The 19,879-nt window shown below is 60.7% G+C and carries 16 protein-coding genes and 1 riboswitch; of the genes, 9 read left to right on the forward strand and 7 right to left on the reverse strand.

Translation table 11 applies throughout. From position 1 onward, the window contains the following. Positions 1-14 precede the first annotated feature (14 nt). Entirely contained in the window at positions 15-1,532 is a 1,518-nt protein-coding gene (locus tag ACVDHI_RS03470; RefSeq protein ID WP_039038835.1) for an HD domain-containing phosphohydrolase, read from the reverse strand. A gap of 174 nt (positions 1,533-1,706) precedes the next feature. Beyond that, complete coding sequence (gene fadE, locus ACVDHI_RS03475; RefSeq protein WP_324062392.1) at positions 1,707-4,163, reverse strand: acyl-CoA dehydrogenase FadE; 2,457 nt, start codon at positions 4,161-4,163, stop codon at positions 1,707-1,709. A gap of 252 nt (positions 4,164-4,415) precedes the next feature. Here fadE and lpcA point away from each other — a divergent pair, with 252 nt between their 5' ends. The 3 genes from lpcA (at position 4,416) to ACVDHI_RS03490 (ending at position 6,539) form a co-directional block, all read left to right on the forward strand. Further along, positions 4,416-4,994 carry a D-sedoheptulose 7-phosphate isomerase gene (lpcA, locus tag ACVDHI_RS03480; protein ID WP_010674142.1) on the forward strand — a complete coding sequence of 193 codons (579 nt, stop codon included), beginning with the start codon at positions 4,416-4,418 and terminating at the stop codon, positions 4,992-4,994. Positions 4,995-5,105: 111 nt separating this feature from the next. Continuing rightward, a complete protein-coding gene (locus ACVDHI_RS03485; RefSeq protein WP_010674143.1) occupies positions 5,106-5,903 on the forward strand; it encodes a class II glutamine amidotransferase in 798 nt (265 codons plus the stop codon). Between the two features lie 300 nt (positions 5,904-6,203). Beyond that, the gene (locus tag ACVDHI_RS03490; RefSeq protein WP_039038838.1) at positions 6,204-6,539 is read left to right on the forward strand and encodes an Hpt domain-containing protein; all 336 of its coding nucleotides are present in this window, start codon (positions 6,204-6,206) and stop codon (positions 6,537-6,539) included. A 12-nt stretch (positions 6,540-6,551) separates the two neighbouring features. Here the strand turns inward: ACVDHI_RS03490 and ACVDHI_RS03495 are convergent, their stop codons facing one another. Beyond that, on the reverse strand, positions 6,552-7,475 hold the full coding sequence (locus ACVDHI_RS03495) for a gluconeogenesis factor YvcK family protein (protein ID WP_029314269.1): 924 nt from the start codon (positions 7,473-7,475) through the stop codon (positions 6,552-6,554). A gap of 113 nt (positions 7,476-7,588) precedes the next feature. On the opposite strand from ACVDHI_RS03495, the gene ACVDHI_RS03500 reads away from it, so the two are divergent. Then, positions 7,589-8,770 carry an FIST signal transduction protein gene (locus ACVDHI_RS03500; RefSeq protein ID WP_053288598.1) on the forward strand — a complete coding sequence of 394 codons (1,182 nt, stop codon included), beginning with the start codon at positions 7,589-7,591 and terminating at the stop codon, positions 8,768-8,770. A gap of 18 nt (positions 8,771-8,788) precedes the next feature. Next, positions 8,789-10,864 (forward strand): ATP-binding protein, encoded by a 2,076-nt coding sequence (locus ACVDHI_RS03505; protein WP_324062397.1) that lies wholly within the window; start codon positions 8,789-8,791, stop codon positions 10,862-10,864. 272 nt (positions 10,865-11,136) lie between these two features. Here ACVDHI_RS03505 and ACVDHI_RS03510 read toward each other — a convergent pair whose 3' ends face one another. The 4 genes from ACVDHI_RS03510 to narQ all read right to left on the reverse strand — a co-directional run bounded on the left by ACVDHI_RS03510 (position 11,137) and on the right by narQ (position 14,937). After that, entirely contained in the window at positions 11,137-11,712 is a 576-nt protein-coding gene (locus tag ACVDHI_RS03510) for an LON peptidase substrate-binding domain-containing protein (RefSeq protein WP_010674148.1), read from the reverse strand. Positions 11,713-12,014: 302 nt separating this feature from the next. Next, positions 12,015-12,440, reverse strand: coding sequence for a globin domain-containing protein (locus ACVDHI_RS03515; protein WP_324062399.1), 426 nt, complete (start codon positions 12,438-12,440; stop codon positions 12,015-12,017). Between the two features lie 146 nt (positions 12,441-12,586). After that, positions 12,587-13,225, reverse strand: a complete 639-nt coding sequence (gene narL / locus ACVDHI_RS03520) for a two-component system response regulator NarL (RefSeq protein WP_039038841.1) — start codon at positions 13,223-13,225, stop codon at positions 12,587-12,589. Continuing rightward, complete coding sequence (gene narQ, locus ACVDHI_RS03525; RefSeq protein ID WP_041215515.1) at positions 13,225-14,937, reverse strand: nitrate/nitrite two-component system sensor histidine kinase NarQ; 1,713 nt, start codon at positions 14,935-14,937, stop codon at positions 13,225-13,227. Before narQ ends, narL begins: the two co-directional genes overlap by 1 nt. A 78-nt stretch (positions 14,938-15,015) precedes the next feature. Then, a riboswitch (molybdenum cofactor riboswitch) is annotated at positions 15,016-15,155 on the forward strand. Between narQ and moaA the strand changes: the two genes are divergently transcribed. The 4 genes from moaA to napA all read left to right on the forward strand — a co-directional run bounded on the left by moaA (position 15,143) and on the right by napA (position 19,877). Continuing rightward, positions 15,143-16,138 carry a GTP 3',8-cyclase MoaA gene (gene moaA, locus ACVDHI_RS03530; protein WP_447211698.1) on the forward strand — a complete coding sequence of 332 codons (996 nt, stop codon included), beginning with the start codon at positions 15,143-15,145 and terminating at the stop codon, positions 16,136-16,138. Its footprint overlaps the riboswitch before it by 13 nt. 251 nt (positions 16,139-16,389) lie before the next feature. Next, on the forward strand, positions 16,390-16,899 hold the full coding sequence (napF, locus tag ACVDHI_RS03535) for a ferredoxin-type protein NapF (protein WP_447211699.1): 510 nt from the start codon (positions 16,390-16,392) through the stop codon (positions 16,897-16,899). After that, positions 16,896-17,198, forward strand: coding sequence for a chaperone NapD (locus tag ACVDHI_RS03540; RefSeq protein ID WP_048207324.1), 303 nt, complete (start codon positions 16,896-16,898; stop codon positions 17,196-17,198). The genes napF and ACVDHI_RS03540 overlap by 4 nt, the downstream gene beginning before the upstream one ends. 189 nt (positions 17,199-17,387) lie before the next feature. Continuing rightward, positions 17,388-19,877 carry a nitrate reductase catalytic subunit NapA gene (gene napA / locus ACVDHI_RS03545; RefSeq protein WP_010674155.1) on the forward strand — a complete coding sequence of 830 codons (2,490 nt, stop codon included), beginning with the start codon at positions 17,388-17,390 and terminating at the stop codon, positions 19,875-19,877. The last annotated feature ends 2 nt before the right edge of the window (positions 19,878-19,879 follow it).

The following is a 19,879-nucleotide window of genomic DNA, read 5'->3' on the forward strand; positions in this document are numbered from 1 at the left end:
GGGTGAATCCGATATCAGTGAGCGCCGATATAGATGTCTTTGTACTGCTCGCGAATATCGAGGAACTTTTCCAGATTGGCCAGCATCAGGTCCACCAGGAGGGGGTCGAAGTGCTCTCCTTTCTCCTCCTTGATCAGCGCCAGCACCTGATCCAGCGGCCAGGCCTGCTTGTAGCAACGATCCGAGCCCAGGGCATCGAACACATCCGCCAGGGCGACGATGCGTCCTTCCAGCGGAATGTCCTCTCCCTTCAATCCGCGGGGATAGCCGCTGCCATTCCACTTCTCGTGATGGTTGCCCGCGATGGTGGCGCCTATCTGGAACAGTGCCAGATCACTGCCGGAGAGCATGTCCTGCCCAAGCTGGGCGTGGGTTTTCATGATCTCCCACTCCTCGGGAGTGAGTTTGCCCGGTTTGTGCAAGATGGCGTCCGGGATCCCCACTTTGCCGATGTCGTGCAGGGGAGAGGCCCGCTTGATGAGCTCGCACCTGTCCTCATTCATGCCGAGCAGCTTGCAGAACAGTTCGGTGTAGAGGGCCACCCGCTTGACGTGCAAGCCGGACTCCTTCGAGCGGCTCTCCACCAGTTCGCCGATGCGATAGATGATCTCTCGCTGGTTGTCACCGATCACCTCGTTGAGCCGGATATTCTCCAGCGCCACTATGATGTTTTCGGTGAACAGGCTGAGCAGCCCGGTATCCATCTGGCTGAGCGGGCGAGTGGTCTCGATGTGGAACAGCAGGTGATGACGGGCATTCTGGCAATAGAGCACCATCTGGTTGCCATCGTAGACATTGGCTCCCTTGGCCATGGCACAGCGCAGGATTTCCGGCGCATCGACGAGGCGCAGCATGGGACCATCGCTGAGCAGAGGCTCGAGCACCTGATCCCGCACCTCATACGCCAGGTGCTTCACATCGTAAATCTGGGACTCTTCCAGATTGAGCAGGGCGCTGAGCTGGGTCTGGGCTCCTTCGACGAACTGGCGCAGGGCGCGCTGCTCGAAGATCCCCTTGGACGCCTCGATGACCTTCTCCAGCCCCTGTCGATTGCTCTCAAGGGTTCGGATGTCCCGGTAAGAGCGCAGGCTGGCGCGCAGCAGGGTGCGCAGTTTCTGGGAGGTGAGCTCGGTCTTGTCCTTGTAGTCGTTGATATCGTAGTTGGTCACCACGTCATCTTCCGGGGCCTGGCCGGGCTGACCGGTTCGCAGCACTATGCGCACCATCTTGTTTTGCAGCTCGTCGCGCACGAACTTGACCACCTCGAGACCGGCATGGTCGACCTCCATGACGACGTCGAGCAGCAGCAGGGCGACATCCGGGGTGAGGGCGAGCAAGGCTTTGGCTTCAGCCGCAGAGTAGGCGTGCAGAAAATCGATCGGCTTGCCGTCGAATTCAAACTTGTTCAGGGTGATTTTGGTGATGCGATGCACTTCGGGTTCATCGTCCACTATCATCACCTTCCAGCCGGCGGGACGCGGTGCTGATTGGGGAAGATCTTCATCATCAATAATCAGGATTTGATCATCCATTATGCAATCCTGTGTGTGATCCTGTGCTTACCTTAACCGCTTCATTCAATATAGGAAACGGATTGATATCCAAAATATGATCCAGTCGGTTTCTCTTTCTTCGTATCGAATGCCATCCACCAGCCCTTTCATGAAAAACGCCTCCACAAGGGAGGCGTTCTGGCATCAGAGGCATCAAGCTGCCCTGTGATAGGCGGAGGCTTCAAACAGTGCCTTGTTGGCCACTAGGTCGACGGGATCGAAGTCATCGACGTTGATGGTGCGAAGGCGACTCTCCTCGGCGCGCCGCAGCAGGTCCGCTTCGGCCTGGTTGATGACACCGAGACTCAGGCCCGCCTCTGCCACCTTGTCGAGCTGGGTGAAGGGGCGTTTGCTCCCTTCGGCTTTGCACACCTTGTCAAACAGCGGCTCTGCGGTCAGCACATCGTCCAGCGCCTGTTCCAGCAGCCCGAAGGGGTTGCCCTCCTCGCGCGTCAGATATTGACCCTCGGCCAGACGGCTGCGCGTGGCACTTGGCACCTGGAGCAGGCGGGCCACCTGGCTGTCGAGCTTGTCGGAGGGACGCTTCAGGTCGCGACCAAGGGGCAGCACGATGGCGCGCAGGGCCAGACCAATCCAGCGATTCGGGAAGTTGCGCAGCAACTCGTCGATCGCTTCCTGAGCCTTGAACAGGGCGTCTTGCAGTGCCCAGTGCAGCAGCGGCAGGTCGGCTTGCTGGCGTCCTTCATCCTGATAGCGCTTGAGGGCGCTGGATGCCAGATAGAGCTGGCTCAGCACGTCGCCGAGGCGGGCAGAGACCCGCTCTTTGCGCTTGAGCTCGCCACCCAGGGTGCCCATCGCCATGTCTGACAGGAAGGCCAGGTTGGCGGAGAGGCGAGAGAGCTGCTGATAGTAGCCCTTGGTCTGATCCTTGTAGGGCGCTGCGGCGAAGCGGGCACCGGTCAGCCCCAGCCAGAAGCTGCGCACCAGGTTGCTGATGGCAAAGCCCACGTGGCTGAACATCGCCTTGTCGAAATCTTTCAGCGCCTGCTCTTTGTCGGGGTGGCTGGCTGCCAGCATCTCCGGCAACACGTAGGGGTGGCAACGGATGGCTCCCTGACCGTAAATGATCATGCTGCGGGTCAGGATATTGGCTCCTTCGACGGTCACGGCGATGGGCGCCCCCTGATAGCCACGGGCCAGATAGTTGTTCGGCCCCATGCAGATGGCCTTGCCGCCATGGATGTCCATGGCATCAATGATGCACTTCTGGGCGCGGTCGGTGAGGTGGTACTTGACGATGGCGGAGATGACCGAGGGTTTTTCACCGAGATCGATGCCGGTGACCGTCAGTTTGGCGGCGGCGCCCATGATGTAGGCGTTGCCACCGAGACGGGCCAGCGGCTCTTCAATCCCTTCCATCTTGCCGATAGGCAGCTTGAACTGGCGACGGATACGGCTGTAGGCGCCGGTCGCCAAGGCCAGCATCTTGACGCCGCCCGTGCTGTTGGAGGGCAGGGTGATGCCGCGACCGACGGAGAGACACTCCACCAGCATGCGCCAGCCCTGACCGGCCATGGCCGGACCGCCGATGATGAAGTCGAGCGGTACAAACACGTCCTGGCCGCGGGTCGGGCCGTTCTGGAACGGCACGTTGAGCGGGAAGTGGCGGCGACCGATGTCGACTCCCTTGATGTGGGTCGGAATGAGGGCGCAGGTGATGCCGAGCTCTTCTTCCTCACCCAGCAGGTGGTCAGGGTCACGCAGCTTGAAGGCGAGGCCGAGTACGGTGGCGATGGGAGCCAGGGTAATGTAGCGCTTGTTCCAGGTCAGGCGCATGCCGAGCACCTCTTCCCCTTCCCACTCGCCTTTGCAGACGATGCCGAAGTCGGGAATCGAGCCCGCATCAGAACCCGCTTCCGGGCTGGTCAGGGCGAAACAGGGGATCTCTTTGCCGACGGCCAGACGTGGCAGGTAGTAATCCTTCTGCTCGTCAGTACCGTAGTGTTGCAGCAACTCACCCGGCCCTAAGGAGTTGGGCACGCCGACGGTAGAGGCGAGCACGGCGCTGGCGCCGCACAGCTTTTGCAGCACGCAGGACTGGGCGTAGGCGGAGAACTCCAGCCCGCCATATTTCTTCTTGATGATCATGGCGAAGAACTTGTTGTCCTTCAGGTATTGCCACACCTCGGGGGAGAGATCGGCACGTTCGTGGGTCACTTCCCAGTCGTTGACCATGCGGCACACTTCTTCAACCGGGCCGTCCATGAAGGCCTGCTCCTCGGCGCTGAGGGTGCTCACCGGAATGGCGTGCAGCTTCTTCCAGTCCGGGTTGCCGGCAAACAGATCCGCTTCCCACCAGGTCGTCCCCGCTTCGATGGCTTCCTTCTCGGTTCGGGACATCTCCGGCATGATGGACTTGTAGATCTTGAACAGCGGCTTGGTCAGCTGGTTGCGGCGAAACTTCACCAGATTGAGGGGCAGGGCTATCACCGCGAACAGCGCCCACACCAGCAGGGGAACATGGCCATAGAAGGTGCCGGCGACCAGGGCGGCGGCCGTGGCAAGCGTGGCGGTGAACAGGGACGCACGGCGATAGGCCATGGCGCCGATCACCAGGATCACCCCGAGCAGAGTGAGGGTCGTCGTCATTGTTTGCTCCTTGCATGAATTGCCGAGGTTGGGAAATTGGCGTTAACTGATCCAGAGGTCTGACCTGTTGGATATGGCCCCTGTTGTAATTCATACGCACAAACTTATCAAGCTGTTTACAAGCCTGTTACCTTGGCTCTGTGATCGCCATAACGCGCTGCCCGCCCCATCTTGGCGGGCGGGGGGCGACGATTGGACTGGCTTGTGCGACAATGCCGCCACCCTATGTTGGACGACGAGATTTCAAGAACCATGTACCAAGAACTGATCCGCAACGAGTTGACCGAGGCTGCCAGCGTGCTTCAGGCGTTCCTGGCAGATGAGCAAAATCTGAAAAACATCGAGGCGGCGGCTAGGCTGCTCGCCGACTCCTTCAAGCAGGAAGGGAAGGTACTCTCCTGCGGCAACGGCGGCTCCCACTGCGATGCCATGCACTTTGCCGAGGAGCTGACCGGTCGTTATCGCGAGAACCGCCCAGGCTATGCCGGCATCGCCATCTCCGATCCCAGCCACCTCTCCTGCGTCTCCAACGACTTTGGCTATGACTATGTCTTCTCCCGCTATGTGGAGGCCGTCGGCCGCCGTGGTGACGTGCTGCTCGGCATCTCCACCAGCGGCAACTCCGGCAACATCCTCAAAGCCATCGAGGCGGCCCGTGCCAAAGGGATGAAGGTGATTGCCCTGACCGGCAAGGACGGCGGCAAGATGGCTGGCCTGGCCGATGTGGAGATCCGTGTGCCGCACTTCGGTTATGCCGACCGCATCCAGGAAGTGCACATCAAGGTGATCCACATCCTGATCCAGCTGGTTGAAAAAGAGATGGCCAAGTAATCAACGATCCGGGATTGAGAGGGGGGATGGGTGACCATACCGGCCCTCTCGTCCAGCCGTGACGGTTGATTGACGAAACCAGAGTCAAGACATTCAGGGAGTGGATGGTATATGTGCGAACTGCTCGGCATGAGTGCCAATGTGCCGACCGACATCTGCTTCAGCTTTACCGGGCTGATGCTGCGGGGCGGCAAGACCGGTCCCCACAAGGATGGCTGGGGGATCACCTTCTATGAGGGGCGGGGTTTTCGCACCTTCAAGGATCCCGAACCCAGCGCCCAGTCTCCCATCGCCAAGCTGGTCCAGGCACTGCCCATCAAGAGCCGTGCCGTGGTCAGCCATATCCGGCAGGCGAACCGGGGGTGTGTCTCCCTGGAAAACACCCACCCCTTTACCCGCGAACTGTGGGGCCGTTACTGGACCTTTGCCCACAATGGCCAGTTGACCGGTTACAAGAGGCTGCCCACGGGGCGGCATCGCCCGGTAGGCGACACCGACAGCGAGCACGCCTTCTGCTGGCTGCTCGACAGGCTGGAGCACAAGTACCCCAAACGGCCGGCAAATTTCCCCGCCATGTTCCGCTACCTCGCGACCCTGTGCGACGAGCTGCGCGGGCTCGGGGTGTTCAACATGCTGCTGTCGGACGGAGAGTTCGTGATGACCTATTGCAGCAACAATCTTTACTGGTTGACGCGCAGGGCTCCCTTTGGCGAAGCCCGTCTGCTGGATGAGGATGTGGCCATCGACTTTCAGAGTGAAACCACGCCGAACGATGTGGTGACCCTGATCGCCACCCGGCCGCTCACCGGCAACGAGAATTGGGTGAAGATGGTGCCCGGGGAGTTCTGCCTGTTCAGGCTGGGCGAGCTGGAATATGGCAATGCAGCCAACTTGTTGAACCAGAAATAAAAAATACCAGGGTAGATGTCTACCCTGGTTCTTCGCAGCAGCCATACAGGCAAAAAGGGATGAGAGAGGTGTTGCTGAGCCGCATCATTCTCATGGGTTGCATTGTTACTTTAATGTTAATTTTGTGACAACCTTTATCTCTCTCCATTCTGGCTGACATACCGATAACTTGAAGCTGCTCACATTCTGGTGTCCCAAGAGCATCCGGAGCGATACGGGCATGCCCGAAGGGCGGGTGACAGCGGGGCTGTGGGTCCGCTATATTGTGGTCTGTTTGAATACCATCATAGGGAAGAGAAGATGGAGTGGCTGGATCAGAAAGTGCTGCGACAACTGGCAGATGACATCGGTCACGAGATGATGCCGGTCGTCATCTCGGTGTTTGTCGAAGAGGTAGGCGAGCAGTTGGCCCAATTAAGACCGCTTTTTGAGCAGCGGGACTGGTCAGCCCTGGCGCGTGTTGCCCACAGCATGAAATCGTCCTGTGGCAGCTATGGCGCCAAACCCAGCTATCAGCAGGTGATGGATCTGGAGTCCGCCTGTCGCCGGGAAGATGAGCAAGAGGCCGGCAGACTGCTGGCTGAGCTGGAGCACTCCCTGCCCCAGGTCTTCACCCATCTGGCCCAGTTTCACTGATCCAGAAGGGCATCAGCCCGCCATGTCGCGCTCGCCAAGCCTGCTCAGGATCACGGTGTCGAGTGCCAGCCGCAGCTTGAGGCGGTCGTGGCGGTGGGGGAGGGCCGCTTCACCCAGCTCGGCCCGAACGAGGCAGTGCTGCAGCTCGGGTACCTGGGGGCCCTCGGGAGCCAGAATGGCATCGATCCGGCCGCTGCCTATCCGCTCTTCCAGCCAACGATGTTGACTGGACAGTGACAACTGGCCTGCCGGACCCTCTTCGTCCACCAGATTGCTGATGAACACGACGATGGCGCGGCTGCTGCGGATCGCCTCCGCAATCTCGCGCAGCAGCAGAGGAGGCATGATGGAGGTGAGGAAGCTGCCCGGCCCCAGGATGATCATGTCGGCCTGGCTCAGCGCCTCGACCGCTTCGCGCGTGGCGGGCACGACCGGTTTCAGGCTCAGGGCCCGTGGCGGTGTGGTGAGCTGATCGATGGAGACCTCTCCCAGGATCTGATCGCCACAGACGGTGTGGGCGCACAGATCGGTGGGATGCTCGGACATGGGCAGCAGATTGGGTTCAATTTCCAGCATGTCGCTGATGAGCCGGATGGCATCCAGGGGGCGCACGCAGAGGTTGTCGAGGGCCAGCAGCATCAGGTTGCCGAGGTTGTGGCCCGCCAGCTCGCCGCGGCCGGTAAAGCGGTGCTCGAACAGCTGGCTACCGATGCTGGGGGTGGTCACCAACTGGTTGAGGCAGTTGCGCAGATCCCCCCAGGCGATGCACTCCTGGCTTTTTCGCAGGCGTCCGGTGGAGCCGCCATCATCCGTGGTGGTGACGATGCCCGTCAGCCGGGATCCCAAGAACGACAGGGAAGAGAGCACCCGGCCCATACCGTGCCCGCCGCCGATGGCGACAACCCGGTCGAAGTCATTGATATTTTTCTGCCACATGCAGTGATCCCGTGGGAGGCCAGTGAGCACCATTCTAGTCTCCATGGCCAGGTAATTGTTTGATAAGGGTATGATTTTTGCTTGATGCCAGCATTCCGTACCCCTAGGAGACGATGTTGAACTTCCTGACGGCTCACTCGCTTGCCGAGACGACCCCACTGGCCGCCCAACAAGTTACAGAGCGGTTGCATGCCCAGTCATCCCATGTTCCATCGCTGTTGCTGGTCTATTTTACCCAAGCACACGAGGCGGCGGAACTGCGCCGTGCGCTCAAGGCACGTTTTCCCGATACCCGGCTGATCGGTTGCAGCTCCTGCGGCGGTATCCTGACCCAGGATGGCCATCATGGTCGGCATGGCTGGAGCCTGTCGGTCGCCGCCCTTTATGATGGCAAGGGGGCCTATGGCGTGGCTGGCCAGATGGGGGATCAACCGGATGTGCGGGCATTGCTGCGCCGCGCCATCGCCGATGGTGGCCGACCGGGAGAGCTGCCGCAGCTCGTGTTGCTGCACACCAGCCCGGGGCTGGAGGAGGCTGTGCTCGCTGGGATCGACGCCGAGTTTGGCGCGACCGTTCCCGTCGTCGGCGGGTCGGCGGCAGACGATGGCGTGGCCGGGCAGTGGCAGCTGTGCTGGGACGAAGGGGAGGGATCACAAGGGTGCGTGTTGGCGGTGCTTTACCCGGACTGCCAACTGGCGTTCCAGTTTCACTCAGGCTATGTACCCACCGAGTGTCGCGGCATCATTACCGGGATAGACGGGCGGGAGGTGCTGACCATCGATCACGAGCCGGCGGCCCGGGTCTATGGTCGCTGGACCGAGCGTGCGACGCCCTGGCCGGTGGGCCCCATCCTCAGGGAGACGACGCTCTCGCCACTGGCCCGTCAGGTCGGCATGCTCGATGACCTGCCCTACTACAAGCTCTCCCATCCCGAGGCGGTGACGGCGCGGGAGGGGCTGCGCCTCTTTACCGAAACCCGACTGGGAGAGCGGCTGCTGCTCATGTACAGCAGCCAGGAAGGGTTGTTGCAGCGTAGCCTGAATGCGGTGAATATCGAGCCTGAATATGGCATGGCGAGCAATATGCGCCCCTTTGGCGCCCTGGTGGTGTTTTGTGCCGGTTGTCGGCTGGCACTGGGGGACAGGCTGGGGGACATCGTCAGTCAATTCAGTCAGAGGCTGGGTGAGATCCCCTTCATCACGCCCTTTACCTTCGGTGAACAGGGACGATTACCCCATGGTGAGCTGGCACACGGCAACCTCATGGTGTCGAGCGTAATCTTCCTCGAGAGCTGACACTGTGCTGGATTCAAGATGATAGGCAATAGCGAACTCGAAACCTTGGGCGACAAACTGCAAACCACGCTGGTGGAGCTGATGCGTTGCCGGGAGCGGGAGGCCAGATATCGGGAGGAGTCCCAAGCCCTGCTGTGCGGGGTGGCGACCCTGGCACAGGCCCAGAGTCTGGAGCAGGTACTGGAGAGTCTCATTCTTGCTCTCAAGCCCTTTATCGGATTCGAACAGGCGGACGTGGTCGCCTGGGAGGCCGTAGGGGGCAGCACCCATCTGAGCACCCAGCCGGACGAGGTGGGCCGGACCTGGTCGCTGACACCGCTCTTCTCCAGGGCCATCGAGGGAGAGACCCTGGTCATCTATGATCCCGCCCAACTGCCTGAGCTGGCGCCGCTGGCGGGGGCGCCGGGCTGGGCCAGCGTCATGATGACAGGCTTGCAGGGACCGGGGTTTTCCGGTGTGCTCATCTGCCGGCACAGCGTGGCGGGCACCTTCGATCTCAAGAGCAAGGCGGCGATGCAGCGTTGTCGCCCGCTCATCTCCCAGGCCCTGGTCAATATCGCCTATCGGGCTCGCCTGCAAGAACAGGTTGACCTCAAGACCCTGGCCCTGCAGGCCAGCGAACAGCGTTTTCGCAGTTTTGCCGCCATGGCCTCCGACTGGTTCTGGGAGACCGATCCCCAGCACAGGCTCAGCTATGTCTCTGCCCCTGGCTATCAGGGGGAGGTGTTGGCCCGCCAGACGGGGAGAAGCCTCTATGATTTTGCCCACGACAAGCAGGACCCGGCCTGGAGCCACTACCGGCACCTGATCGCCCACCATCTGCCGGTGCGGGGAATGCGGGCCCAGGTGATGCTGGCGGGCGGGCCTTGCTGGATGGAGATCAATGCGGAGCCTTGCCATGATGCCGGTGGCCGCTTCCTCGGCTATCGGGGCACGGCGCGGGAGATAGGTAGCCAGATCCGCCGCGAGCAGGAGCTGGCGCGGGCGCGGGACGATGCCGAGACGGCCAACCGTGCCAAATCCCAGTTCCTCGCTATGATGACCCACGAGATCCGCTCTCCCATGAACGCCGTGCTGGGGATGCTGGATCTACTGCAGCACGGCCGACTCGACACTCCGCAACAGACCCTCATCGGCCATGCCACCCACTCTGCGCATCTGTTGCAGACCATCATCGACGACGTGCTCGATTTCTCGAAAATAGAGTCACATACCCTGACGCTGCACTGTGAACCCTTTCAGCCAGCCGAGCTGTGCCGTGCCCTGGTGGAGCCCTTGCAGGCACAGGCCAGTGCCAAGGGCATCACACTGCACTGGCATCTGGATGAGACGCTCCCTGAACGCCTTCAAGGGGATGCCGTCCGCCTCTCCCAGGTGATAGGCAACCTGCTTGGCAATGCCGTGAAGTTCACCTCCGTCGGCAGCGTGCGTCTGGCGTTGACCTGGGAGGAGGAAAAGCTGGGGGTCATGGTCAGCGACACGGGGATCGGCATCTCCACCGAGGATCAGGCGTTGCTGTTCGAACCCTTCTATCAGGTCGACAGTTCGGCAACCCGCCGCTTCTCCGGCTCGGGGCTCGGACTGGCCATCTGCAGGCGGCTGGTGCAGCTGATGGGGGGAGATATTTGCGTGCAGAGCACGCCTGGGCTGGGAAGCTGCTTCTGGTTCGAGCTGCCCGGGATGGCCTCTCCCTGTGCTCCGGCCACCGCCCCCGGCAGTGAAGAGTGCGCCAGACTGGAGCTGGATGTGCTGGTGGTGGAAGACAGTCCGGTCAATCAGCTGGTGGTATCCCTGATGCTGCAGAAGCTGGTGTGCAGGGTGAGGCTGGCAGGCAATGGTCTGGAGGCCCTGGCACAGGTGGCGAAGCAGCAGCCGGACCTTGTCCTGATGGATATGCGGATGCCGCAGATGGATGGGCTGGAGGCGACCCGGCGCCTGCGGGACATGGGGTGCGAGGTGCCCATCGTCGCGTTGACGGCCAATGCCATGATGGAGGACAGGGCCCGCTGCCTTGCCCAGGGCATGAACGATTTTCTGGCCAAACCCATCAGTCTTGCCAGGCTGCGAAGCTGCCTGCTCCGCCATTGCAGGTGATGCCGGCCGATTTTGGGTAAAAAAAATGGTCAACCTGGTGGTTGACCAATTCTTCAGCAAATACTGAAGAGAGCACGGGATAAATCGGGTTGTACGGTTTTATATGAAAAAGTCGTGCCAACTTTTCAAAACCTGTTATTTGCGGCCTGTAGCTGAGTTGTGTGTTATTTATCGCTACCGTGATTGCAAAATGCAATTCTCATTTTTTCATTATAAGAATGCAGTGCCGAGAATTCGCGTTTTGCAAACCAACCGTTGACTCACTCTTTGACTCACTGTGCGATCAGTCGGCGCAAGAACTGGCGCGCCGCTTCACTGTTTTGTTTGGCAATCAACATCTGTTTTTCATAGATCGGCATGGGCAGGATCTCGAGCCAGCGTTGGCAGAGCCAGGCTGCATCGTCGAACTGCTTGTCCGGGTAGAGCTCATCCAGTTCCGGGTATTGTGCAAAGACCTCTCTCAATCGGCTGACCAGCTGGTTGTCGCTGACATCAGAATCCGCACTCGGCCAGTTGGGCAACGGCTCGACCTGGGCGTGCCTGAGGCCTGCGCTATCCGTTTCCATCTCGTGGATGCAGAAGCGTTCAAGGCCGAGCACGGTGACCCCGAGCAAACCGTCGTTGAGGGTATAAAAATCAGTCACCTTGACGCGGGTTCCGACCGGGAGAATCCGTCCGCAGGTACCCGTGCTGGTGGTCTCTTCCATCACGATGCCAAAACCCCGGTCCTCGAGGAAGGACTCCTTGAGCATCTGCAGGTGGCGCGGCTCGAACAGGCGAAGGGGGAGCTTGCCGCCGGGCAGAATGTGGGACGGCAAGGGGAACAGTGCCAGTTGTTGAAGTTTCATGTTCCATCCTCCTAATCAGTCATTGCTGAATGTGACAATGCAGTGACCGTGCCAGAGAGAGGTGGCGTGGCGAAGGGGTGAGTCATTTCCCGTGGTTATTTTTAATATCCATTTAAAATCAATCTATTGTGATTTGATGTCGCGAATGCAAGCAAGGTAGTGCGAAAGGGATTCAGGTGAGGTGTTAGGGCGCCGAACATACCCCGTGTGCAGAATGAGTCTATTTTCGCATATTGCAAATTTGATTCATGCAAAATGCCTGTTACAGACCCATTGAGCGACTGGAGACAAAGGCCAGGGGATCAGGTGGTGAATTCGGTGTGCTGTGTCATGCCGTCCAGCATCAGGGCGGCTATTTCGTCGTACATCTGCGACCAGGCCTGTGCCAGTGCCGGGGTAAAACCACTGCCGAGACGCCGTGCCAGTACCTGGGTCAGGGCCTGTTTGAGCAGCGCAAACTGGTGGGGTTGAACGTTGAATCGCTGGTGACGCCTGCCGAGATCGCGAATGATGAAACCCAGTGCATCCAGCTGGGGGAGGCTGGTGATGACGGTGTTCAGGGTGTCCGACACCTTGGCAACGGGCAGCTCCTGATGTGGGGGAAAGAGGGCCCTGAGTTCGGGGGACAATCTGAACAGCTCTTCATACACCTCCTGGACATAGCTGTTGTTCAGGGCGCTCACCCTGCCCCAGGCTTTCTGGACCAGCTCTATCTGCTCAAAGGTCATGTCGATGTTTCCTTCCCGTGCGATGTCATGAAAATAATAATCCATCTACTCAATAGAGCACCGGGTTCCGCGCCATTTGGGGAAAAGGAGAGGGGGCCAGCAAGGAGGCACGGATGGTGACCCCTTGCTGGTAGGAGAACGGGACCTCAGTTGCGCTGTTCCAGGTACATGACGGCTGCTTCGACGCGGCTTTGGGCCTCGAGCTTTTTCAGCAGGCTCTTGACGTGGACCTTGACGGTTCCCTCGGAGATATGGAGCACGGAGGCGACCTGCTTGTTGGACAACCCCTTGGCGATTTCACGCATGATCTGCATCTCGCGTCGGGTCAGGCTCTCCAGCTTCTGCTGCAGGTGGTCCAGCTCGTAGATGTTCTCGAGATAGGGACGTAGCGGCTCGCTCAGGATCTGCTTGCCGGTCATCACGTCAGCCAGCTGGGCCAGCAGCATGTCAGGCTCGGTGTCCTTGAGCAGATAGCCGTCCGCGCCGGCCTTGAGCAGGGCAACCACATCCTGGCGGGCGTCAGAGACGGTCAGGATCACCACGCGGGAAGTCACCTCTTCGGCCCGCAGCGCCTTGAGGGTATCGAGACCTGACAACCCCTTCATGTTGAGGTCGAGCAGGATAAGGTCCGGTTCGGACTCCTTGGCCATGGCCACGGCGTCGGTGCCGTTGGAGGCCTCGCCAACCACGTCGATGTTATCTTCCAACTCCAGCAGTTGCACAATTCCCTTGCGCATCAGGGGGTGGTCATCCACGACCAGAACACTGTATTTCATCTCGTCCATCAGGCGTCTCTTGTTAGGCTGGTGGGAAAGGTCAGGTGTATGCGGGTGCCCCCGGAGGGCGGTTCACTGATGGTCAACTGGCCGCGCAATTTGCTGGCGCGTTCATTCATGATGCTGAGACCGTAGTGATTCACCGCCGAGCTTGCGCCCCTTATTCCAACACCATCGTCTGCAATCTGAACCTGGATGTTACCATCAGCCAGGGTCTCACAGCTAACGTCAATGTGCCGCGCGCTGGCATGCTTGATGGCATTGAGCACTGCCTCACGGATCAGCTGCAGGATGTGGATGTGCTGCCCCGCTTCAAGGTCGGTGTCCGTCAGTCCGTACTGGAGCCTGATGTCGGCGTGCGTCTGGGGTTTGAGCTGCTCGAGCATGACCGCGATGGCTTCACCCAGGTTGGCATCGCCGATGCTGAGGCGGAAGGTGCCGAGCAGTTCGCGCAACTGGGTATAAGCATTGCTGAGTCCCTCGTCGATCTGCTCCATGGCTGCCTCGGTCTTGGCCCTGTCCCCCTTGGCGAAGGAGCGCTTGAGCAGCGTGGCCTGGATCTTCAGGTAAGAGAGGGCCTGGGCGAGGGAGTCGTGCAGTTCACGGGCGATGACGGCGCGCTCTTCCATCAGCAGCAGGCGCTGGTGCTGCAGCAGGGTCTGATCCTTGTGCAGCACCTGGGCCAGCAACATGGAGAAGTTCTTCATCAGCCGCTCGTCGATGGGGTGGTCGCTTATCATGTCGAGCCGGCCGTACTCCTCGTCATCCATCTGCAGGTAGAAGCTCACCACGGCGTCCAGATCCCCCGGCCACCCCTTGCGACCTGTGATGTAGACCGGCATCGCATTGTGCTCGAAGCGGGTGAGGCGGATGTACTCGATGTGCTGGTGGGCGGCGGCCCGCTCCAGCAGCTTTTGCAGGGTGCGGCGGCTGAGGGGCGCCGCGTGCAGTTTCTGGGCGGTGGAATAGAGGAAGGAGAGGGTGTCGTTGGCCTGTTGCAGCTTGGCCGTTTTCTCCTCCACCTTGCTCTCCAGCTCCCGGTAGAGTTTGCCAAGCTCGTCGGCCATGGTCGCGAACGCTCCCGACAGCTCTCCCAGCTCGTTCTCACAGTGGGGGGGCAGGGTGAGATCGAATTCCTGACGCTGGATCTGGCGTGCGCAATAGACCAGCTGATTGAGGGGCGCCACCACCTGCTGGCGGGTGAAGCGCACCGTGCACCAGGCGATGGTGATGATGGCGAGCAGACCCAATCCCTCTGCCAGGGCCAGCATGCGCACCTTGAACTCCACGTGGTACTGCATCTGGTTGACGAAGTCATCGATGGCGGCGACGAACTGTTCCGTATTGTCGGTATAACGGCTGGGAGTGGCATTCTCGATGTGTTCGCGCATCACTTGCCATTGCAAGAGGACTTCACCGTAGGTGCGGCGCAGGGAGGCAGGCGTGATCCAGCGCTGGGTCTCCTGCAGCTCGGGGGCATGAAGGGTCTGTTCAAACTGGGCGAGCCGACCGAGGACGACCTGATCCTTCTCGATTTCATAGGCCATGCGGTAGGCCTGCATGCGCAGGGATCCCGACAGATTGATGGCCTTGGCATCGGGAACCGAATAGAAGAGGGTGACCATGGCCACCACGGCGATCAGGCTGGCCATGAACAGGATCAGCACCATGGAGCGACCGATGGCGCTGCTGACCGACTGCACTCTGAACCATTTTCCCATGCCGACCGGCTCCCTTTTCACCCACAAAGACCCCACAAAGTAGCATGGGAGTGTACTCCAAGTTGTGCTAGCATCGAAAAACTAGATGAACTCCGAGCGATTTTGCCTAAGTCATTGAGATAGGGGGAGATCGCCGTCAGCCGATGTTCGAGCTGAAAGGGTCAGGAAAGAAATGCCCTGGCCTCCCGTATTTGGAAAGGTGTTTATGTTGCCACTTGAAGATGGTTTTTCCCGTCGCTTTTACTATTTGCGTCTGTCGGTCACCGACGTCTGCAATTTCCGCTGTACCTACTGTCTGCCGGACGGCTATCACCCGCCGAAAGGAGATGGTGAGGGGCGCCAGTCCTTCCTCTCCCTGGAGGAGATCCGTCGCGTCGTCTCCGGGTTTGCGGCCATGGGGACTCGCAAGGTGCGTCTGACGGGAGGCGAGCCCTCCCTGCGTCGCGACTTCACGGCCATCATCGAGACGGTGGCCAATACTCCCGGCATCGAGAAGGTGGCCATGACCACCAACGGGTATCGCCTCAAGGAGCGTGCCCGCGAGTGGTTCGATGCGGGGCTGACGGCCCTGAACGTCAGCGTCGACAGCCTGGATCCCCGCCAGTTCCACCAGATCACCGGCGAGAACAAGCTGGCGGAGGTGATGGCGGGGATAGACGCCGCCCTGAGTGCAGGTTTTCGGTCGGTCAAGATCAACGCCGTGCTGCTCAAGGGGCTCAATGATCATCAGCTCGAGACATTCCTCGCCTGGATCCGGGACAAACCCATCGAGCTTCGTTTCATCGAACTGATGCAGACCGGCGAGATGGACGTCCTGTTTCGCGATCACCATACCAGCGGTGAACTCATCAAGCAGCGTCTGCAAGAGAGCGGCTGGGTGCAGCAGCTGCGCGGCGTGGATGATGGCCCTGCCCAGGTGTTCACGCACTCGGACTCGAGGGGCGGGGTGGGGCTCATCATGCCCTACAGCAAGGATTTTTGCGCCGGTTGCAACCGGCTGCGGGTCTCCTCCAAGGGCAAGCTGCACCTGTGTCTCTTTGGCGACAACGGGGTGGAACTGCGGGATCTGCTCACCGATGACAGCCAGCAGGAGGCGCTGCAATGGCGTATTCGCCAGGCGCTGACCGGTAAGGCCGCCACCCATCGCCTCCATGAAGGCAATGCAGGCATGACCCCCCACCTGGCCTCCATCGGCGGCTGACAGCCGCCGTGCACCTCAAATAACCTTCGATTAATTATCAATCCTCACATAGGGGTAATTTACCTTGCCCCTGCTGTGTCTAATTGCGCCAAGGGTTTGATCCAGCGCAAGAATCCCCCCTGTTTATCTCCCTGGTGGTATATCCCCTGACTTGTCAGGGCCGCAATATACACCCACGCTTATAATTGGTATTGAAAATGCCAGTCACGGGATCCGCGCGGGGGCATCCGTCCCCGAAAAGAGGAGTCGATATGACCGATGGGGTCAACTTGTCACGCAGAGGCCTGTTTCGGGGACGCCTGAGCGCCCCCAAGGCCGGGATCCAGTTGCCCTGGTCCGTCTCCTGGGACGAGTTCGTGGCCGGCTGTACCCGCTGCGGCGACTGTTTGGCGGCCTGTCCGGAGCAGATCCTGATCAAGGGAGACGGGGGCTTCCCCACGGTGGATTTTCACCGCGGCGAGTGCACCTTCTGCACCGAGTGCGTCAGCGCCTGCCAGGCGCCTGTGTTCAGGCCGACAACCCAGACACCCTGGGAGTATGTGGCCCATATCGAGGCGGGCTGTCTGGCCACTGCCCAGGTGTTCTGCCAGCGCTGTCAGGACAGCTGCGAGCAGCATGCCATCCGCTTTTCCCCCCGGCTGGGGCGCGTACCCACCCCCAGCATCCATGCCGAGTCGTGCAACGGTTGCGGGGCCTGCGTGGCGGATTGCCCGGTGGGCAGCATCAGCATCGGTCTGTCTCGTGGCGAAGCTTCGCGATGACCCAAGAAACGAACAAGTTGGAAAACGGTGATATGACGCGAGAAGAGTTCCATGTATCCAGCCTGGTGGTGCTGACCCAGCCCGATCTGCGCCACGCCCTGGCAGAGCGGATTGCGACCCTGGACGGGGCCGAGATCCACGCCGTCAGCGAGGAGGGCAAGCTGGTGGTGACCCTGGAGGGGCCGAGCCAGCGCCCCATCATGGCGGCCATCGACACCATTCAGGGGTTGCCCGGGGTGCTCTCTGCGGCCCTGATCTACCACCAATTCGATGAAGTGGACGCCGAAGATGGGGAATAAGGCGTCATGTGGCAGAAGCGCAAGAGTCGTTCGCTGACCACCACGGGTAATACACGGGATGCCGGGTCTGTTGTCTGCGTTCGATGAACGAAAAGCCCAGAGCAAAGGAATAAAGCGCCATGGAGCTGAGCCAGCGCGGCTCGTCACAATGGCTGTCATTGATGTGATTAAGCAATGCGAGGATATGTCATGAAGCTGAGTCGACGCGACTTTATGAAGGCCAATGCGGTGGCGGCAGCCGCTGCCGTGGCCGGTGTCAGTGCCCCCACTCTGGCGGCGAACCTGATCACCAGTACCGACAAGACCGCCATCACCTGGGACAAGGCGCCGTGCCGCTTCTGCGGGACCGGCTGCTCCGTGCTGGTGGGCTCCCAGGCTGGCCGCGTCGTGGCGACCCAGGGGGATCCCGATGCACCGGTCAACCGCGGCCTGAACTGCATCAAGGGCTACTTCCTCTCCAAGATCATGTACGGGGAGGATCGCCTGACCCAGCCCATGCTGCGCATGACGAACGGCAAGTTCGACAAGAACGGCAACTTCGCCCCCATCAGTTGGGATCAGGCCTTCGATATCATGGCCGAGAAGTTCAAGGCGACCCTGAAAGAGAAGGGCCCGACCGCCGTCGGCATGTTCGGCTCCGGCCAGTGGACAGTGTGGGAAGGCTATGCCGCCGCCAAGCTGATGAAGGCAGGCCTGCGCTCCAACAACCTGGATCCCAATGCCCGTCACTGCATGGCCTCCGCGGTAGTGGGCTTCATGCGTACCTTCGGCATGGATGAACCCATGGGCTGCTACGACGACATCGAGCAGGCCGACGCCTTCGTGCTGTGGGGCTCCAACATGGCCGAGATGCACCCCATCCTCTGGTCGCGCATCTCCGATCGCCGTCTGTCCCACCAGGATGTGCAGGTGCACGTGCTCTCCACCTTCGAGCACCGCAGCTTCGAGCTGGCGGACAACGGACTGGTGTTCACCCCCCAGACCGATCTGGCGATCCTCAACTACATCGCCAACTACATCATCCAGAACGACAAGGTGAACTGGGAGTTCGTCAACAAGCACACCCAGTTCCGCAAAGGGGTGACCGACATCGGCTACGGCCTGCGTCCCACCAACCCGCTGCAACAGAAGGCCAAGAACCCGGACAGCGGCGACTCCACCCCCATGAGCTTCGAGGACTTCGCCAAGTTCGTGGCGGATTACGATCTGGAGTCCGTCTCCAAGCTCTCCGGCGTGCCCAAGGACAAGCTCGAGAAGCTGGCTCAGATCTATGCGGATCCGGACAAGAAGGTGGTCTCCTACTGGACCATGGGGTTCAACCAGCACACCCGCGGCGTCTGGGCCAACAACCTCTGCTACAACATCCACCTGCTGACCGGCAAGATCTCCCAGCCGGGCTCCGGCCCCTTCTCCCTGACCGGCCAGCCCTCCGCCTGTGGCACCGCCCGTGAAGTGGGTACCTTCGCCCACCGTCTGCCGGCGGACATGGTGGTCACGGATCCCAAACACCGCGCCATCGCCGAGAAGATCTGGAAGCTGCCGGAAGGCACCATCCCGGAGCAGGTGGGCTACCACGCCGTGCTGCAAAACCGCATGCTGAAAGACGGCAAGCTCAACGCCTATTGGGTGATGTGCAACAACAACATGCAGGCCGGCCCGAACATGAATGAAGAGGCGCTGCCCGGTTATCGCAACCCGGCCAACTTCATCGTGGTCTCCGACCCTTATCCGACCGTGACCGCCCAGGCGGCCGACCTCATCCTGCCCACCGCCATGTGGGTGGAGAAAGAGGGGGCCTACGGCAACGCCGAACGTCGCACCCAGTTCTGGCACCAGCAGGTGAAGGCACCGGAAGGGGCCAAGTCCGACCTGTGGCAGCTGATGGAGTTCTCCAAGCGCTTCACCGTGGAAGAGGTGTGGCCGGCCGAACTCATCGCCAAGATGCCGGAAGTGAAGGGCAAGACCCTGTTCGACGTGCTCTATGCCAACGGCCAGGTGAACCAGTTCCCGAAAGAGCAGAGCAAGGGGGCCCTGAACGACGAGGCCGAGCACTTTGGTTTCTACGTCCAGAAGGGGCTGTTCGAGGAGTACGCCTCCTTCGGTCGAGGGCATGGCCACGATCTGGCGCCGTTCGATCAGTATCACGAGGCCCGTGGCCTGCGCTGGCCTGTGGTGGACGGCAAGGAGACCCTGTGGCGCTATCGCGAAGGGTTCGACCCTTACGTGAAAGCGGGCGAAGGGGTGCGCTTCTACGGCAAGCCCGACGGCAAGGCGGTCATCTTCGCGCTGCCCTATGAGCCGGCTGCCGAAGCTCCGGACAAAGAGTACGACATGTGGCTCTCTACCGGTCGCGTGCTGGAGCACTGGCACACCGGCACCATGACCCGCCGGGTCCCCGAGCTCTATCGCGCCTTCCCGGATGCGGTGCTCTTCATGCACCCGGAAGATGCCAAGGCCCGTGGCGTGCGCCGTGGTGAAGAGGTGATCGTCTCCTCCCGCCGGGGCGAGGTGAAGACCCGGGTCGAGACCCGCGGCCGCAACCGTCCGCCCAAGGGACTGGTGTTCATGCCCTTCTTCGACGCGAGCCAGCTGGTCAACAAGCTGACCCTGGACGCCACCGATCCGCTCTCCAAAGAGACGGATTACAAGAAGTGCGCCGTCAAGGTCATGAAGGCATAAGG

This window comes from Aeromonas sp. 25-248, from assembly GCF_053005425.1.

Bases quoted from the DNA above. Each gene is read 5' to 3' on its own strand.
- ACVDHI_RS03470 (WP_039038835.1), bottom strand. From the start codon at position 1,532: ATGGATGATCAAATCCTGATTATTGATGATGAAGATCTTCCCCAATCA.
- fadE (WP_324062392.1), bottom strand. From the start codon at position 4,163: ATGACGACGACCCTCACTCTGCTCGGGGTGATCCTGGTGATCGGCGCC.
- lpcA (WP_010674142.1), top strand. From the start codon at position 4,416: ATGTACCAAGAACTGATCCGCAACGAGTTGACCGAGGCTGCCAGCGTG.
- ACVDHI_RS03485 (WP_010674143.1), top strand. From the start codon at position 5,106: ATGTGCGAACTGCTCGGCATGAGTGCCAATGTGCCGACCGACATCTGC.
- ACVDHI_RS03490 (WP_039038838.1), top strand. From the start codon at position 6,204: ATGGAGTGGCTGGATCAGAAAGTGCTGCGACAACTGGCAGATGACATC.
- ACVDHI_RS03495 (WP_029314269.1), bottom strand. From the start codon at position 7,475: ATGTGGCAGAAAAATATCAATGACTTCGACCGGGTTGTCGCCATCGGC.
- ACVDHI_RS03500 (WP_053288598.1), top strand. From the start codon at position 7,589: ATGTTGAACTTCCTGACGGCTCACTCGCTTGCCGAGACGACCCCACTG.
- ACVDHI_RS03505 (WP_324062397.1), top strand. From the start codon at position 8,789: ATGATAGGCAATAGCGAACTCGAAACCTTGGGCGACAAACTGCAAACC.
- ACVDHI_RS03510 (WP_010674148.1), bottom strand. From the start codon at position 11,712: ATGAAACTTCAACAACTGGCACTGTTCCCCTTGCCGTCCCACATTCTG.
- ACVDHI_RS03515 (WP_324062399.1), bottom strand. From the start codon at position 12,440: ATGACCTTTGAGCAGATAGAGCTGGTCCAGAAAGCCTGGGGCAGGGTG.
- narL (WP_039038841.1), bottom strand. From the start codon at position 13,225: ATGGACGAGATGAAATACAGTGTTCTGGTCGTGGATGACCACCCCCTG.
- narQ (WP_041215515.1), bottom strand. From the start codon at position 14,937: ATGGGAAAATGGTTCAGAGTGCAGTCGGTCAGCAGCGCCATCGGTCGC.
- moaA (WP_447211698.1), top strand. From the start codon at position 15,143: ATGTTGCCACTTGAAGATGGTTTTTCCCGTCGCTTTTACTATTTGCGT.
- napF (WP_447211699.1), top strand. From the start codon at position 16,390: ATGACCGATGGGGTCAACTTGTCACGCAGAGGCCTGTTTCGGGGACGC.
- ACVDHI_RS03540 (WP_048207324.1), top strand. From the start codon at position 16,896: ATGACCCAAGAAACGAACAAGTTGGAAAACGGTGATATGACGCGAGAA.
- napA (WP_010674155.1), top strand. From the start codon at position 17,388: ATGAAGCTGAGTCGACGCGACTTTATGAAGGCCAATGCGGTGGCGGCA.